This window comes from Stenotrophomonas sp. 05L413 (assembly GCF_056397945.1).
Genome location: NZ_JBFTOL010000005.1, coordinates 245,750 through 261,795 on the forward strand (window position 1 = coordinate 245,750; position 16,046 = coordinate 261,795).

The 16,046-nt window shown below is 67.7% G+C and carries 16 protein-coding genes; 12 read left to right on the forward strand and 4 right to left on the reverse strand.

The features are described 5' to 3' along the window. Positions 1 to 31: 31 nt before the first annotated feature. Positions 32 to 511, reverse strand: coding sequence for an XAC0231 family protein (locus tag AC1DIQ_RS13055; protein ID WP_121044425.1), 480 nt, complete (start codon positions 509 to 511; stop codon positions 32 to 34). Between the two features lie 342 nt (positions 512 to 853). Between AC1DIQ_RS13055 and AC1DIQ_RS13060 the strand changes: the two genes are divergently transcribed. From AC1DIQ_RS13060 to AC1DIQ_RS13075, 4 genes are all read left to right on the forward strand, one after another. Next, the gene (locus AC1DIQ_RS13060; protein WP_478050184.1) at positions 854 to 3,733 is read left to right on the forward strand and encodes a M16 family metallopeptidase; all 2,880 of its coding nucleotides are present in this window, start codon (positions 854 to 856) and stop codon (positions 3,731 to 3,733) included. Positions 3,734 to 3,860: 127 nt separating this feature from the next. After that, complete coding sequence (locus AC1DIQ_RS13065) at positions 3,861 to 4,178, forward strand: DUF4156 domain-containing protein (protein WP_478050185.1); 318 nt, start codon at positions 3,861 to 3,863, stop codon at positions 4,176 to 4,178. 112 nt (positions 4,179 to 4,290) lie between these two features. Beyond that, a complete protein-coding gene (locus AC1DIQ_RS13070) occupies positions 4,291 to 5,307 on the forward strand; it encodes a 3-oxoacyl-ACP synthase III (RefSeq protein ID WP_019184878.1) in 1,017 nt (338 codons plus the stop codon). Between the two features lie 81 nt (positions 5,308 to 5,388). Beyond that, entirely contained in the window at positions 5,389 to 6,279 is an 891-nt protein-coding gene (locus tag AC1DIQ_RS13075) for an alpha/beta fold hydrolase (RefSeq protein ID WP_478050186.1), read from the forward strand. 105 nt (positions 6,280 to 6,384) lie between these two features. Here the strand turns inward: AC1DIQ_RS13075 and AC1DIQ_RS13080 are convergent, their stop codons facing one another. After that, positions 6,385 to 6,813, reverse strand: a complete 429-nt coding sequence (locus AC1DIQ_RS13080; RefSeq protein WP_478050187.1) for a YkgJ family cysteine cluster protein — start codon at positions 6,811 to 6,813, stop codon at positions 6,385 to 6,387. 103 nt (positions 6,814 to 6,916) lie between these two features. Here AC1DIQ_RS13080 and oleC point away from each other — a divergent pair, with 103 nt between their 5' ends. The 3 genes from oleC (at position 6,917) to AC1DIQ_RS13095 (ending at position 9,798) form a co-directional block, all read left to right on the forward strand. After that, a complete protein-coding gene (gene oleC / locus AC1DIQ_RS13085; RefSeq protein ID WP_478050188.1) occupies positions 6,917 to 8,572 on the forward strand; it encodes an olefin beta-lactone synthetase in 1,656 nt (551 codons plus the stop codon). Beyond that, a complete protein-coding gene (gene oleD, locus AC1DIQ_RS13090; RefSeq protein WP_478050189.1) occupies positions 8,569 to 9,579 on the forward strand; it encodes a 2-alkyl-3-oxoalkanoate reductase in 1,011 nt (336 codons plus the stop codon). The genes oleC and oleD overlap by 4 nt, the downstream gene beginning before the upstream one ends. A gap of 63 nt (positions 9,580 to 9,642) precedes the next feature. Beyond that, positions 9,643 to 9,798: a DUF1328 domain-containing protein gene (locus AC1DIQ_RS13095; protein WP_019184873.1), complete on the forward strand. Its 156-nt coding sequence runs from the start codon at positions 9,643 to 9,645 to the stop codon at positions 9,796 to 9,798. 81 nt (positions 9,799 to 9,879) lie between these two features. Here AC1DIQ_RS13095 and ddlA read toward each other — a convergent pair whose 3' ends face one another. Further along, a complete protein-coding gene (gene ddlA / locus AC1DIQ_RS13100; RefSeq protein WP_478050190.1) occupies positions 9,880 to 10,986 on the reverse strand; it encodes a D-alanine--D-alanine ligase in 1,107 nt (368 codons plus the stop codon). Positions 10,987 to 11,088: 102 nt separating this feature from the next. Here ddlA and AC1DIQ_RS13105 point away from each other — a divergent pair, with 102 nt between their 5' ends. The 3 genes from AC1DIQ_RS13105 to AC1DIQ_RS13115 are packed head-to-tail and all read left to right on the forward strand — an operon-like array spanning position 11,089 to position 14,128. Next, complete coding sequence (locus AC1DIQ_RS13105) at positions 11,089 to 11,730, forward strand: ubiquinone biosynthesis accessory factor UbiJ (RefSeq protein WP_478050191.1); 642 nt, start codon at positions 11,089 to 11,091, stop codon at positions 11,728 to 11,730. Further along, positions 11,727 to 13,385, forward strand: coding sequence for a ubiquinone biosynthesis regulatory protein kinase UbiB (gene ubiB / locus AC1DIQ_RS13110; protein WP_259260576.1), 1,659 nt, complete (start codon positions 11,727 to 11,729; stop codon positions 13,383 to 13,385). The genes AC1DIQ_RS13105 and ubiB overlap by 4 nt, the downstream gene beginning before the upstream one ends. Then, positions 13,382 to 14,128 carry a pseudouridine synthase gene (locus AC1DIQ_RS13115; RefSeq protein ID WP_121044535.1) on the forward strand — a complete coding sequence of 249 codons (747 nt, stop codon included), beginning with the start codon at positions 13,382 to 13,384 and terminating at the stop codon, positions 14,126 to 14,128. Before ubiB ends, AC1DIQ_RS13115 begins: the two co-directional genes overlap by 4 nt. 87 nt (positions 14,129 to 14,215) lie before the next feature. On the opposite strand, the gene AC1DIQ_RS13120 is transcribed toward AC1DIQ_RS13115, so the two are convergent. Further along, positions 14,216 to 14,722 carry a DUF2059 domain-containing protein gene (locus AC1DIQ_RS13120; RefSeq protein ID WP_226956706.1) on the reverse strand — a complete coding sequence of 169 codons (507 nt, stop codon included), beginning with the start codon at positions 14,720 to 14,722 and terminating at the stop codon, positions 14,216 to 14,218. A gap of 178 nt (positions 14,723 to 14,900) precedes the next feature. On the opposite strand from AC1DIQ_RS13120, the gene arfB reads away from it, so the two are divergent. Then, entirely contained in the window at positions 14,901 to 15,332 is a 432-nt protein-coding gene (arfB, locus tag AC1DIQ_RS13125; protein ID WP_121044396.1) for an alternative ribosome rescue aminoacyl-tRNA hydrolase ArfB, read from the forward strand. A gap of 46 nt (positions 15,333 to 15,378) precedes the next feature. Beyond that, positions 15,379 to 15,939, forward strand: coding sequence for a lysophospholipid acyltransferase family protein (locus AC1DIQ_RS13130; RefSeq protein ID WP_226956705.1), 561 nt, complete (start codon positions 15,379 to 15,381; stop codon positions 15,937 to 15,939). Positions 15,940 to 16,046: the final 107 nt, after the last annotated feature.

Consider the following 16,046-nt stretch of genomic DNA (forward strand, 5'->3'; position numbering starts at 1 on the left):
CGCCGTGGCTGCGGGGGACCGCAGCTACGGCTTACTGGCGGATCAGGGTCGAGGCGGCGGCAGCGGCGGTGTCCAGCGCCAGGGCCTGCAGATCGGCAGCCGACGGACGCACCTGCAGGGTCGGCAGGTTGATGATCACTTCATTGGCGACGGCAGTGGCCGCAGCGGTGAAGGTGGCGACGTAGCCGCGGTCACGGGTCTGCTCGGCAGCCAGGGCCTGGCGCTGTTCGGCGGTCGGGCGCACTTCAACGGCGGCCAGCGTGGTGACGCGGCGGTTGGCGGCCAGTTCGGCGCGGTAGTCAGCGATCAGGCCGGCGGTCGGGCGGACTTCCACGACGGCCAGGGTCGGGATGCTGCTGGTGCGCTCAACCTCGGCCTGGGCGATCTGGTCGGCCGAAGGGCGGACCTGCACGGTGTCGAACGTGACGATGGCGGGGGCGGCCTGCACCGACGAAGCAAATGCGGAGCCGGCGGCGAGGGCGATGGCGATGGCGAGCGTCTTGGTGTTCATGGCGAGGTCCTGTTTAGTGTTGGTGAGCAGTGGTGTGGTAGTAAGGTAGTACACCGATTCGGGGCGTGCAAGAACAATTTGATCTTTCTTGTTTTTGTTCAGCATCCAGTCAGTTTTGATTTGATCCTTGCTTCCCTTGCCCAGTACCACGCAGGACGCGTGCCAAGTTTTATCTGTTGATTTCAAAGGGTTTTTATCGATGTCGCGGTGTCCGCTGTCCGGACAGTTGTCCGCCGCAGGGCCTGCAGGCTGTCCGTTTTGCCCCCAATGACTGTTGGCCGATGCCTTTTGCCTGGGCGGCGCGCTAGCATCCGGCTTCACTTTCATGACCAAGGAACCGGAATGACCGTCCAACTCCGACCGCGTGCCGCGCTGCTCGCTGTAGCGCTCTCCGCCGCATTGGGCTCACTGGCGCCCGCACCGGTCCTGGCCAAGCCGGCCACGGTGGCCAAGGTCGACATTCCGTTCGAGCAGTTCACCCTGCCCAATGGCCTGCGCGTGGTGGTGCACACCGACCGCAAGGCGCCGATCGTGGCCGTCAACATCTGGTACCACGTCGGCAGCAAGGACGAACCCGCCGGCCGCACCGGCTTTGCGCACCTGTTCGAACACCTGATGTTCCAGGGCAGCGAGAACCACGACGGCGAGTATTTCGAGCCCTTCAAGCAGGTGGGTGTCACCGGCCAGAACGGCACCACCAACACCGACCGCACCAATTACTTCGAGAACGTGCCGACCACGGCGCTGGACATGGCGCTGTGGATGGAGTCCGACCGCATGGGCCATCTGCTCGGCGCGATCGACCAGGCCGCGCTCGACGAACAGCGCGGCGTGGTCCAGAACGAAAAGCGCCAGGGCGAGAACCAGCCGTATGGCCAGGTCTGGGAAAAGCTGACCCGCGCGATGTATCCGGAAGGCCATCCGTATCACCACAGCGTGATCGGCTCGATGAACGATCTCAACGCGGCCTCGCTGGACGACGTGAAAACGTGGTTCCGCACCTGGTACGGCCCCAACAATGCAGTGCTGGTGCTGGCCGGTGACATCGATGTGGCCACGGCGAAAGAAAAGGTCGCCAGGTACTTCGGCGACATCCCGGCCGGCCCGAGCATGGCCCAGCCCAAGGTGGACGTGGCCAAGCGTGAGAAGAGCACGCGCGAAGTGATGACCGACAAGGTGCCGCAGGCGCGCATCTACCGCGCGTGGAACGTCGCCCAGGTCGGCACCACCGACATAGACCAGCTGCAGCTGTTCGCGCAGGTTCTCGGCGGTGCGAAGTCCTCGCGTCTGGACCAGCGCCTGCTGCACCAGGACAAGCTGGTGGACAACATCAGTGCCGGCGCCTACAGCTCGCAGCTGGGCTCGAACTTCGTGATCATGGCCAGCGTCAAGCAGGGCGTGGACCCGGCCAAGGTCGAGGCGATCATCGATGAAGAGGTGAAGCGCCTGACCAAGGACGGCCCGACCGCCGATGAGCTCAGCCGCGGCAAGACCGCCTTCCGCGCCGGCTTCATCCGCGGCATCGAGCGCATCGGTGGCTTCGGCGGCAAGGCCGACGCGCTGGCCGAGTGCACCGTGTACGAAGGTGACCCGGGCTGCTTCCGCACGTCGCTGGCCACCATCGATGCGGCCACTGCCGCGCAGGTGCGCGATGTCGGTGCCAAGTGGCTGGGCGCCGGCGACCACACCATCGTGGTCGAGCCGGGCGCGCGCGTTGCCTTGGCCGAACTGCCGTCGGAAACGCCCAAGCCGTTCACCGTGCCCGCCGTGGACCCCAGCTTCACGACGCTGGCCCAGCAGGTCGACCGCAGCACCGGCGTGCCGCAGACCAAGACCTTCCCGGACCTGAAATTCCCGGAACTGCATCGCGCCACGCTGAAGAATGGCACCCAGGTGATCCTGGCCGAGCGTCACGACATCCCGGTCGTGCAGTTCAGCTATGAGTTCCCGGGTGGCTTCACCGCCGACCAGGGCCGCAAGTCCGGCACCGCCAACTTCACCATGGGGCTGCTCACCGAGGGCGCCGGCAAGCTGGGCGCGCTGCCCTTCGCCGATGCCGCCGATGCACTGGGCGCCAAGCTCGATGCCTCCGCCTCGCTGGACAGCACCAGCGTGTATCTGTCCGCGCTGAAGGAAAACCTGGCCCCGTCGCTGGCCCTGTATGCGGACATGCTGCGCCAGCCGCGCTTCGACCAGACCGAGATCGATCGCGTCAAGGCGACCTGGATCGCCGGCATCCAGCAGGAGAAGGTCAACCCCAGCGCGGTCGCGATGCGCGTGATGCCGACCCTGCTGTACGGCGCCGGTCATCCGTATGCGATCCCGTTCACCGGCAGCGGCAATGAAGTGGACATCCAGTCCATGACCCGCGAGGACCTGGTCGATTTCCACCGTGATTGGCTGCGCCCGGAGCAGGGCACCCTGATCGTGGTCGGCGACACCACGCTGAAGGACCTCGTGCCGCTGCTGGAGCGCCAGTTCGGCAACTGGAAGGCCGAGGGCCCGGCCCCGCAGGTGAAGGCCCCGGTGGACGTGGCACGGCCGACCCAGGCCCGCGTGTACCTGATCGACCAGCCGGGTGCGGTGCAGGCCAACCTGTTCGCCAGCCAGGTGGTGCCCTCGTCCAAGGACCCGGGGTCGACCCGCTTCGACATCGCCAACGGCGTGCTGGGCGGCGACTTCACCTCGCGCCTGAACATGAACCTGCGTGAGCAGAAGCACTGGTCCTACGGTGCCGGCAGCAGCGCCAGCAACACCCTGGGCCAGCGCCCGTGGGGCGCCCGCGCACCGGTGCAGATCGACAAGACCGCCGAGGCGATGCAGGAGATGCGCAAGGAGATCGCCGAGTTCGCCAGCGGTGCCAAGCCGGCCACCCCGGCCGAGGTGGCGCGCATCCGCAACATCCAGAACCTGAGCCTGCCCGGTGCCTACGAGACCGCCAGCGCGGTGATGGGCACCATCAGCGGGATCGTGCGGTACCAGCGCCCGGACGACTATGTGGTCCAGCGCAAGGCCGAGATCGAGGCAATGACCCCGGCCCAGGTGCAGCAGGCCGCGGCCACGCTGGACCCGAACGCGCTGACCTGGGTGGTGGTCGGTGATCTCAAGCAGACCGAGGCACCGGTGCGTGCGCTCAACCTCGGCCAGGTGCAGGTGATCGATGCCGAAGGCAAGGTGGTGGCTCCGGCTGCTCCGGCTGCAGCGGCACCGAAGGCCCGGTGATGCCGACAGCGGGTCAGCCATCGTGCTGACCCGCGCCTCAGGTGCCGGGAACCCTCCCGGCCCCTGATCACCCCCGATTCAGTTGTTTCCCGCACACTCCCTTACGTATTCCAGCTAGGCCTTGTCCATGCGCATTCTGCTTCTGTCCGCCCTGATCCTCAGCGTTTCCGCCTGCACCTGGGTGCCGATCGAGTCGTCCGGCAAGACGGTCCGCGTGCTGCCGGCCGGTGCGGTTCCCAGCGGCTGCCAGAGCAAGGGCGAGGTGGTGGTGACCGTGAAGAGCAAGGTCGGCTTCTACAACCGCAACCCGCTGCGCGTGCAGGAAGAGCTGGAAACCCTGGCCCGCAACGAGGCGCCCAGCGCCGGTGCCAATGCCGTGCAGGCCTCTGGCCTGCCCGTCGATGGCAGCCAGCGCTTCCTGGCCTTCCAGTGCCCGCCACGCTGAACCCTTCACCCTGCGCCCGGACCATACGCCCGGGCGTGAATTCGTAAAGGTGCGGTGAAAGCCGTGCCGGCTTACAATAACGCCCCCTTTGCCTGAGCCTTGGCGCTAACTGATGCTCTTCAAGAATGTCTCGATCGCCGGCTTGGCGCACATCGACGCGCCGCACACGCTGACGTCCAAGGAAATCAACGAACGGCTGAAGCCGACGCTGGATCGCCTTGGCATCCGTACCGATGTGCTCGGCGATATCGCGGGCATCCACGCCCGCCGCCTGTGGGATGCCGACATGCTGGCCTCCGACGCCGCCACGCTGGCTGCCCGCAAAGCACTGGAAGACGCCGGGATCGGCGCCGACAAGATCGGCCTGCTGGTCAACACCTCGGTCAGCCGCGACTACCTGGAGCCGTCCACGGCCAGCATCGTCTCGGGCAACCTGGGGGTCGGCGACGAATGCATGACCTTCGACGTCGCCAATGCCTGCCTGGCCTTCATCAACGGCATGGACATCGCCGCCCGCATGCTCGAACGCGGCGAGATCGACTACGCGCTGATCGTCGACGGTGAAACCGCCAACCTGGTGTACGAGAAGACCCTCGAGCGCATGGCCCTGCCGGGCGTGACCGCCGATGACTTCCGCAACGAGATGGCCGCCCTGACCCTGGGCTGCGGTGCCGCGGCGATGGTCATGGCGCGCACCGAGCTGGTGCCCGATGCCCCGCGTTACCGCGGTGGCGTGACCCGCTCGGCCACCGAGTGGAACCAGCTGTGCCGGGGCAACCTGGACCGCATGGTCACCGACACCCGCATGCTGCTGATCGAAGGCATCAAGCTGGCACAGAAGACCTTCGTGGCCGCCCGTGAAGCACTGGGCTGGGCCGTGGAGGAACTGGACCAGTTCGTGATCCACCAGGTCAGCCAGCCGCACACCGCCGCCTTCATCAAGAACTTCGGCATCGACCCGAAGAAGGTGATGACGATCTTCGGCGAGCACGGCAACATCGGCCCGGCCTCGGTGCCGATCGTGCTGAGCAAGCTCAAGCAGCTGGGCAAGCTGAAGAAGGGCGATCGCATCGCGCTGCTCGGCATCGGCTCGGGCCTGAACTGCTCGATGGCCGAAGTGGTCTGGTAAACCAGTCGCCGCAGGCTGCTGCGGCGTTGGAATTGAACATCAAGGGCCGGTTCTGCCGGCCCTTTTCACAGGTGCGTTTGCATGCCCCAGCTGCCCGGTTACCCCGCCCATCCGCACCGCTTCGAGGTGCGCCCCGGCCTGTCGATGAACTATCTCGACGAAGGCCCGCGCGATGGCGAGGTGGTGGTGATGGTCCACGGCAATCCGTCGTGGAGCTATTACTGGCGCACCCTGGTGACCGGCCTCTCGGACAAGTACCGCTGCATCGTGCCGGACCATATCGGCATGGGCCTGTCGGACAAGCCCGATGACGCGCACTACGACTACACCCTGCAGTCGCGCGTGGATGACCTGGAGGCGCTGCTCGCGCACCTGGGCATCACCGGCCCGGTGACCCTGGCCGTGCACGACTGGGGCGGCATGATCGGCTTCGGTTGGGCGTTGTCGCACCACGCGCAGGTCAAGCGCTTGGTGGTGCTCAACACCGCCGCCTTCCCGATGCCGGCCGCGAAGAAGATGCCGTGGCAGATCGCGCTGGGTCGCCACTGGAAGATCGGCGAGTGGCTCATCCGCACCTTCAACGCGTTCTCGTCCGGTGCCTCGTGGCTGGGCGTGGAACGGAAGATGCCGGCCGAGGTGCGCCGCGCTTACGTGTCGCCGTACAACAGCTACGCCAACCGCATCAGCACTATCCGCTTCATGCAGGACATTCCGCTGTCACCGGCCGACAAGGCCTGGTCGCTGCTGGAGCGGTCCGGCCAGACCCTGCCCAGCTACGCCGACCGTCCCGCCTTCATCGGCTGGGGGCTGCGTGATTTCGTGTTCGACCACCACTTCCTGGAGGGCTTCCAGGCCGCACTGCCCCAGGCGCAGGTGCATGCCTTCGAGGATGCCGGGCATTACGTGCTGGAAGACAAGCACGAGGTGCTGGTGCCGAAGATCCGCGCGTTTCTGGACGCGCACCCGATCTGATCGGTTTGGTATTGACGTTGGGTCGCATCCGACCCCGTCACCGGTAGAGCCGACCGTTGGTCGGCAGCTTTTACCCCGGCGCCAGAACCCCCGGCGCCCCCCCAACTACGCCGCGATCGGAGCCTGCGGCGGCGCCGGCGAGTTCCCGTTGTCGTCGGGATGATCATCGTCATTGCCCGCCTCGTCCCGCCAGCGCCAGTCGGCCAGGGTCAGCGCCGGCATGCCGTGCGCCACGCGCGCCTTGTCGCACTGGGGGCTGGCCTTGCCGTACTCCCACGAAGCATCCACCTCACGGCACACGCTGGGGCGGTTGGGGTGGATGCTGCAGCGCGAATACACGCCGATCTCCGCATCCAGCGCCACGCAGTACACCGGCTTGGACAGGGTGCCGAGCATGCACAGCCGGTGCGGGTCCAGCACCTGGGTGAGCTCGTGCGGGACGCCACCGGGGGTGACCTCGTCCGATTCCATCCAATGGAAGGCCACACGGTATTGGGTGCAGCAGGCGCCGCAGGTGAGGCAGGGATGGGGCATGGGGCACCGGCCTTGGGCGGCAGCGAAGCAGGAGGGAAGGGCGCGAATTTTCCACGCCACCGGCCGGCGCGCAAGATTTTTCTGCAGCGGCGACAATGAACGGATGAACAGCGCCATCAATATCGCCGCGCGCCTGCCCGAGCTGGCCCGTGAACGCCCCGACCAGATCGCCATCCGCTGCCCCGGCAAGCCCGGGCCCGGCGGCATGGCGCGTTATGACGTCACCCTGGATTACCGCACCCTCAACGCCCGCAGCGACGCGATGGCGGCCGGCCTGGCCGCGTACGGCATCGGCCGCGGCGTGCGCGCGGTGGTGATGGTGCGGCCCTCGCCGGAGTTCTTCCTGCTGATGTTCGCGCTGTTCAAGAACGGCGCGGTCCCGGTGCTGGTCGACCCGGGCATCGACAAGCGCGCGCTGAAGCAATGCCTGGACGAGGCCCAGCCGCAGGCCTTCATCGGCATCGGCCTGGCCCACGTGGCGCGCCTGGTGCTGCGCTGGTGCCGTTCTGCGCGCCTGCTGGTGACCGTCGGCCGCCGCTGGGGCTGGGGTGGCACCACCCTGGCCCGGCTGGAAGCCCAGGGCGCCACGGCGGCGCCTGCGCTGGCCCCGACCGATGGCGAGGATGTCGCGGCGATCCTGTTCACCAGCGGCTCCACCGGCGTGCCCAAAGGCGTGGTCTACCGCCACCGTCATTTCGTCGGCCAGGTCGAGCTGCTGCGCGCCGCCTTCGGGATGGAGCCGGGTGGGGTGGATCTGCCGACCTTCCCGCCGTTCGCGCTGTTCGATCCGGCGCTGGGGCTGACCTCGGTGATCCCGGACATGGACCCGACCCGCCCGGCCCAGGCCGATCCGCGCAAGCTGCATGACGCCATCAACCGCTTCGGCGTCACCCAGCTGTTCGGCTCGCCGGCGCTGATGCGGGTCCTGGCCGATCACGGCCAGCCGCTGCCGAGCGTGCGCCGGGTGACCTCGGCCGGGGCGCCGGTGCCGCCGGATGTGGTCGCGCGGATCCGCCGCCTGCTGCCCGATGACGCCCAGTTCTGGACCCCCTACGGCGCCACCGAGTGCCTGCCGGTGGCGGTGATCGAAGGCCGCGAGCTGGAGAACACCCGCCAGGCCACCGAGGCCGGCGCCGGTACCTGTGTCGGCCGCGTGGTCGCGCCAAACGAGGTGCGCATCATCGCCATCGATGACGCGCCGCTGCCGGATTGGTCGCAGGCCCGTGTGCTGGCCACCGGCGAGGTGGGCGAGATCACCGTGGCCGGCCCGACCGCCACCGACAGCTACTTCAACCGCCCGCAGGCCACCGCCGCGGCGAAGATCACCGAAACCCTGGCCGATGGCAGCACCCGGGTCGTGCACCGGATGGGCGATGTCGGCTACTTCGATGCGCAGGGCCGGCTGTGGTTCTGTGGGCGCAAGACCCAGCGCGTGGAAACCGCGCAGGGGCCGCTGTACACCGAGCAGGTCGAGCCGGTGTTCAATGCGCTGGACGGCATCGCCCGCACCGCGCTGGTCGGCGTGGGTGCGCCGGGTCGGCAGCGGCCGGTGCTGTGCTACGAACTGCAGCCCGGCACCATCGATTCGCCCGCCCTGGTCGAGCGCCTGCGTCGTGAAGCGGCCGCACATGCGCACACCGCGCGCATCGAGCAGTTCCTGCCGCACCCGGGCTTCCCGGTCGACATCCGCCACAACGCCAAGATCGGCCGCGAGAAGCTCACGGTATGGGCCACCGCGCAACTGGAGCAGCACGCATGAAGATCCTCGTGACCGGCGGCGGCGGCTTCCTCGGCCAGGCCCTGTGCAAGGGACTGATCGAGCGGGGTCACCAGGTGCTGGCGTTCAACCGCGGCCACTACCCTGCGCTGCAGGCGATGGGCGTGGGCCAGATCCGCGGCGACCTGGCCGATGCGCAGGCGGTGATGCATGCGGTGGCCGGGGTCGATGCGGTCCTCCACAACGGGGCCAAGGCCGGTGCGTGGGGCAGCTATGACAGCTACCACCAGGCCAACGTGGTCGGCACCGACAATGTCATCGCGGCCTGTCGCGCGCACGGCGTGGGCAAGCTGGTCTACACCTCCACGCCCAGCGTGACCCATCGCGCCACGCATCCAGTGGAGGGCCTGGGCGCGGACGAGGTGCCGTATGGCGAGAACTTCCAGGCGCCGTACGCGGCCACCAAGGCCATCGCCGAGCAGCGCGTGCTGGCGGCCAACGATGCGCAGCTGGCCACGGTCGCGTTGCGGCCGCGGCTGATCTGGGGCCCGGGCGACCAGCAACTGGTACCGCGTCTGGCTGAGCGCGCCCGCGCCGGCCGCCTGCGCTTCGTCGGCGATGGGCAGAACAAGGTGGACACCACCTACATCGACAACGCCGCACTGGCCCACTTCCTGGCCCTGGAGCACCTGGCCCCGGGCGCGGCCTGCGCCGGCAAGGCGTACTTCATTTCCAACGGCGAGCCGCTGCCGATGCGCGAGCTGCTCAACAAGCTGCTGGCCGCGGTGGATGCGCCGCCAGTGACAAAGTCGATCAGCTTCAAGGCGGCTTACCGGATCGGCGCGGTCTGCGAGCGGCTGTGGCCGCTGCTGCGCCTGCGCGGCGAGCCGCCCATGACCCGCTTCCTGGCCGAGCAGCTGTGCACCCCGCACTGGTACAGCATGGAACCGGCGCGCCGCGACTTCGGTTATGTCCCCTTGGTCAGCATCGAAGAAGGGCTGGCCCGGCTGGCATCTTCATCGAACGCACAGGATTCCATCACTCCCTGAACACCGCAGGTTGGTGAACATGGCCCCACGCCAACTCCGGCACGCATCAACGCGAGGGTCGACATGCTGCATTACGCCGTCATCTTTTTTGTCATCGCCATCATCGCGGCGGTGCTTGGTTTCTCGGGCATTGCCGGCGCCGCCAGCAACGTCGCCTGGATCCTGTTCGTCGTTTTCCTGATCCTGGCGGTGGTTTCGATGTTCCGCAAGCGGACCTAGTGTCCGGCGCGTCCCGCGCTACCTCTCTCCGGCGTGGGACGCGCTGCGGAAATAATGACGGCCTGACATCGGCAACGATGTTCAGGCCGTCGTTGCGATGGCGCTGCGCAGATCGCGCTCACGCGCATGCCGGTCCATCGCCAGTTCCAGCAGCCGCGTGATCAGGGCGGTGTAATCCAGCCCACTGGCTGCCCACAGCTTCGGGTACATGCTGATGCGGGTGAAGCCGGGCAACGTGTTGATCTCGTTGATCACCACCTCGCCGGCCGGCGTCAGGAATACATCCACGCGTGCCAGGCCGGCACACTCCAGTGCCTGGTAGGCCTGCACGGCGATCTGCCGGATACGGGACTGCTCCGCATCGGTGATGGCCGCCGGCACCACGATGTCGGCACCGGTCTCGCTGATGTATTTGGTGTCGTACGAATAGAAATCATCGTGCACGACCACCTCGCCACAGACGCTGGCTTCGGGGTGTTCGTTGCCGAGCACCGCGCACTCGATTTCGCGGCCGTCGATCGCCGCTTCCACCAGCGCCTTGTGATCGAACGACAGCGCCAGCGCGAGGGCGGTATGGAAGTCCGCCTCGTTGCGCACCTTGCTCACACCCACCGAGGAGCCCTGGTTGGCCGGCTTCACGAACAGTGGCGTGCCCAGCGCGGCGACCAGCGCGGCGTAATCGGCCCGCGCCGCCGTGACCCGGTTGAAGCAGGCGAACGGCGCCACCGCCAGCCCGGCATCGCGCAGCAGGCGCTTGGCCACGTCCTTGTCCATCGCCACTGCCGAGCCCAGCACGCCTGAGCCCACGAAGGGCAGGTTGGCCATGCGCAGCAGGCCCTGCAGCGAGCCGTCCTCGCCCAGGGTGCCGTGCACGATCGGGAACACCACGTCGATCTGCTCCAGCGCGGTGGCCGGATCGGTGGGCACCAGCTGCTGGCGTTCCAGGCCCGGCCGCACCGCCACCGCATTGCCCGAGCGGTGCAGCGCGATCCGTGCCGGGTCGCCGGCATTGAGCAGGAAGTCGCGCGGGTCGCTCACGTGCCACTGGCCCTGCTTGTCGATGCCGATCAGGCTGACCTCGAAGCGGTCCTTGTCCAGCGCATCGAGGATGTTCTTCGCCGATTGCAGCGAGACCTCGTGCTCGGCCGAACGGCCGCCGAAGAGGATGCCTACCCGGGTCTTGCCCATGCCTGTTGCCGCTCCTGTCACTGTGTTGGGGTGCCATAGCATGAACCGAGTCGGCGCCCGGGAACACGCCCGCCGTTCAAGGGCACACGGTAGAATGCGGTGATGGCCCGTTCCCTGCTCTCTTCCCTCAAGCCGCTGGCTGGCAATGCGCTGCAGCTCACGCTCAACCGCGCGCTGGCGCTGGACCCGGACACCCGCAGCGCGCTGGCCGCGCTGGATGGCCGCCACATCGCCCTGACCCTGGAATCGCCTGCGTTGGCGATGCGGATCGGGTTGGACGGGGAGCGCCTCACGGTCGGCCCGGTCGATCCGCAGCAGGAGCCGGACCTGGCGGTGCGCAGCACGCTGGGCGGGGTGCTGGCCCAGCTGCCGTTCCTGGCCAATGCACGCCGTGGCGGTGATGCGCCGGCCGGGCGGGTCAAGGTCTCCGGCGATGCCGAGCTGGCCCGCCGCCTGCAGCAGCTGGCGACCCGTTTCGATCCGGACTGGCAGCAGCCGTTCGTGCGCGTGTTCGGCGAGGTGATGGGCGTGCAGATCGCCAACACCCTGCGCTCGGCACTGCAGCATGCGCGCCGCGGCGCGTCCGACCTGGCGCACAGCGCCGCTGAATTTGTCACCGAGGAGTCGCGCGACGTGGTACCCCGAGCAGAACTGGATGCCTTCCACGACGATGTGGACGTGATGCGCGACGACGTTGAACGCATGGCCGTGCGCGTCCAGCGCCTGCGGCAGGTGGGCCCATGAAGGCGATCTTCCGGGCCAGCCGCATCGGCCGCATCATCCTGCGTTACCGCCTCGACGATCTGCTCCAGGGCACCCCGGCCGAACGCTGGCTGCGCCTGGCCAAGCCGTTCGTGCCACGTGCCTCGGCCGACATCGCCGCACAGTCGCGCGGTGCGCGCCTGCGCTTGGCGCTGCAGGACCTGGGCCCGATCTTCGTCAAGTTCGGCCAGATCCTCTCCACCCGCCGTGACCTGATCCCGGCCGACGTCGCCAACGAACTCACCCTGCTGCAGGACCGCGTCAAGCCGTTCGACGGCGCCGCCGCGCAGGCCATCGTCGAGCGCGCGCTCGGCCGCCCGGTCAGCGAAGCGTTCGCCAGCTTCGATCTGCAGCCGCTGGCCTCCGCCTCGATCGCACAGGTGCACGCGGCCACGCTCGCCGATGGCCGCCAGGTGGTGGTCAAGGTGCTGCGCCCGGACATCGAAAAGCAGATCGACGCCGACATCGCGCTGCTCAAGTCGGCCGCCGCGCTGATCGAACGCGCGCACCCGCGCGCCGACAAGATCCGCCCGCGCGAAGTGGTCGCCGAAGTCGAAAACACCTTGGCCGCCGAGCTGGATCTGCAGCGCGAAGGCGCCAATGCCAGCGTGCTGCGTCGCAACTGGATCGACTCGGACGATCTGTACGTACCGGAAGTGATCTGGAGCCATACCGCCGAGCGCGCGCTGACCCTGGAGCGCGTGTGGGGCATTCCGTCGGACGACATCGTCGCGCTGGACAAGGCCGGCATCGACCGCAAGGCGCTGGCCGCCAAGGGTGTGCGGGTGTTCTACACCCAGGTGTTCCGCGACAACTTTTTCCACGCCGATGCACACGCCGGCAACATCTGGGTCGACACCGATCCGGCGCGCCGCGACAACCCGCGCTTCATCGCGCTGGATTTCGGCATCATGGGCCAGCTGTCCGAAGAAGATCAGTACTACCTGGCCGAGAACTTCATGGCCATCTTCAACAAGGACTACCGGCGCATGGCCGCGCTGCATGTGGAAGCCGGCTGGATGCCCAACAACGTGCGCATCGATGAACTCGAAGCGGCCGCGCGTTCGGTGTGCGAACCGTATTTCACCCGCCCGCTGTCGCAGATCTCGCTGGCCGAGGTGCTGATCAAGCTGTTCCGCGTGGCCCAGCGCTACGAGCTCACGCTGCAGCCGCAGCTGATCCTGCTGCAGAAGACACTGCTCAACATCGAAGGTGTCGGCCGTCAGCTCGATCCGGAACTGGATATCTGGGCGGTCGCGCGGCCGGTGCTGGAACGCATCCTGCGCGAACGCTACAGCCCGCGCCGGGTGCTGAAGGAAGTGCGCAAGCGCCTGCCCGAAATCATGACGCATACGCCGGACATGCCGCGCCTGGTCCACGCCTGGCTGCGCCAGCAGGTGGAAGGTGATCATGAACTGTCGATGCGCTCGCGTGATCTGGCGGCGCTGAACGTCAGCGTGCAGAAACTGCAGAAGCGCGCGGTGGCCGCGATTGCCGGCGTCGGCCTGATGATCGTCGCCGCGGTGCTGTATGGCCTGCAGCCGGGTGGCTGGTACTTCGGCGATGCCCCGGTGTGGAGCTGGGTGACCGGCGCGGCGGGGGTGTTCTCGCTGGCCAGTGCCTGGTGGCGCCGATGAGCGTGATCGAGCTGCCGGCAGCGGCCCTGGCCGAGCCGCCGGTGGCGCTTCCGCCCCTGCAGCTGCTGCACCTGGACGACCAGCTCGCCGTGGTCAACAAGCCCGCCGGGCTGATGGTCCACGACAGCAAGCTTGCCCGGGGCGAAGACGACTTCCTCGCCGACCGCCTGCGCGAACAGCTCGGCAAGCCGATCTTCCTCGTCCATCGTCTGGACCGCGCCACCAGCGGCTGCCTGCTGCTCGCCTTTGATCGCGAAAGCGCCAGCGTGCTCGGCAAATCGCTGATGGGCGGCGACGTCACCAAGGATTACCTCGCGATCTGCCGGGGCTGGCCGGCCGACGAGGCCTTCACCGTCGACCACGACCTCGATGGCGGCCCCGGCAAGCCGGTCAAGAAGCAGGCGATCACCCACTTCCAGCGTGTCGCCGTGGGCGAGATCGCGATTCCGATGGGCGAGTTCGAGACCTCACGCTACGCCCTGCTGCGCTGCCAGCCGCAGACCGGCCGCTTCCGCCAGATCCGCCGCCACCTCAAGCACCTCTCGCATCACCTGATCGGTGACACCAGCCACGGCGACGGCCGCCACAACCGCAGCTTCCGCATGCAGGGCATCCACCGCATGCTCCTGCACGCCGAGCGCCTGCGCTTCCCGCATCCGGATGGCACGCCGATGGACATCAGCGCGCCGGTGGACGGCGAATTCCGCAAGGCGATGGATCTGTTCGACTGGGAAGTGCGCTGACCTGGGCTGCCCGGCTTACTCATCCATGGAAAACGAACAGCTGCCGTACGCGGACTGACACGTAACCCTCTGTGATCCCGAGCCCGATTACTTCTTCGCCGGTGCGGCCGCAGGCGCCGGCTCGTTCACGATCGCCTCCAGGTCCTTCTGCAGATCCACGAACAGCGGCTGCATCTTGGCCTGGATCGCCACCATCACGTTCTGCATCAGCGCCGGCGTCTTGTCCAACAGGCTCTGCCCCGCCGAGCTCTCATAGAACTCCGCCATCGCCAGCACGTCTTCCTTGCTGAAGGTCTGCTTGTACAGATCCACATACATCGGCCGCAGCTCCTTCCAGGACAGCGCCTGGCGCACCGTCTGGCTGGTCCGTTGCTCGATCCGCTGCAACTGCGCCTGCTGCGTCGCATCCAGCTGACGCTGCTGCGCCACCTGCTGGAACTGCTGGCGCTGCATCGCCTCGATCTGCGGCAGCATCGTATCGAGCATGCTCTGCGCGCGCGAGGCGGCCAGCAGGCGGTTGATGTCGGCATCCGACGGCGGCGCGGCGATGGCCGGCGCGATCGCGCCCAGGCCCAGCGCCAGGGCGAATGTCATGCGGATCAGGCCACGGCGGGCCATCGGGCGGATCGGGAACATTGCGGAGCATCCTGCGTTGCGGGAAACCGGAGAATACCTGCGATGGCGTCATCAGACCGTAATTGAGGACGTTATCGGCGACATCCACGCACGTTGCAGTCACCCGGCCGGCGGTCCTCCCCTTACAATGCCGCCCATGGGCAACGGGCCAGTCACCATCAGCGCGCACCTGACGATTCCGGATACGGAACTCGTCGAGCGGTTCGTGCGCGCCAGCGGCGCCGGTGGCCAGAACGTCAACAAGGTCTCCACCGCCGTCGAGCTGCGCTTCGACGTGGCCGGCTCGCCTTCGTTGCCCGAGCCGTTGCGCGCGCGCCTGCTGGCCCGCCGCGACCGGCGCATGACCGGCGAAGGCGTGCTGGTCATCGATGCACAGCGTTTCCGTACCCAGGACCGTAACCGCGAGGACGCGCGCGATCGACTGGCCGCCTTCATCCAGGCGGGGCTGAGCGTGCCCAAGGCACGCGTGGCCACCAAGCCGACCTACGGGTCGAAACTGCGTCGTCTGGACGCCAAAAAGGGGCGCGCGCAGATCAAGCGCGGGCGCACCACACGCAATTGGGAGTGATTGCTTGAACAACCGAAGTCCGTTGTTGCCGGTGGTTCCGCCGAACATGCCGCAGGTCAAACCGAACCGCTTCCTCCGCTGGCTGGCCCGCTGCACGCTGCGCCTGGGCGGCTGGAAAGTGACCGGCACCCTGCCCGATGTGCCCAAAGTGGTGTTCATCATCGCGCCGCATTCGTCCAACTGGGACGGCTTCTGGGGCATGGCGGCGAAGATCGCGCTGGGCATGCAGGTCAAGGTGCTGGGCAAGGCCTCGCTGTTCTGGTGGCCACTGGGGCCGCTGCTGCGCAAGCTCGGCGTCATCCCGCTGGACCGCAGCTCACCGCAGGGCACCGTGGAGCAGGCAGTCAGCCTGATCCGTGGCTCGGACCGCCTGTGGTACGCGATCACCCCGGAGGGCACGCGCAAGGCAGTGCAGCACTGGAAGGCCGGCTTCCTCAAGATCGCGCGCATGGCCGATGTGCCGGTGCTGGCCGCGTACTTCCACTACCCGGAAAAGACCATCGGCATCGGCCCGTTGTTCCATCCCACCGGCAACGACGCGGCCGACATGGCCGCGATCCGCGCGTACTACCGCCCCTGGCAGGGCAAGACCCGCGGCACCGTCTGAGCGCCGCCGGGCGGGCCGGACCGGGTAGCCCCCACGGCCCGCACAGCCACGCGCCACGACCGGCACATGCCGCCTGCGGGCTTTGGGAGTAGGGTGATCGGCTGCGG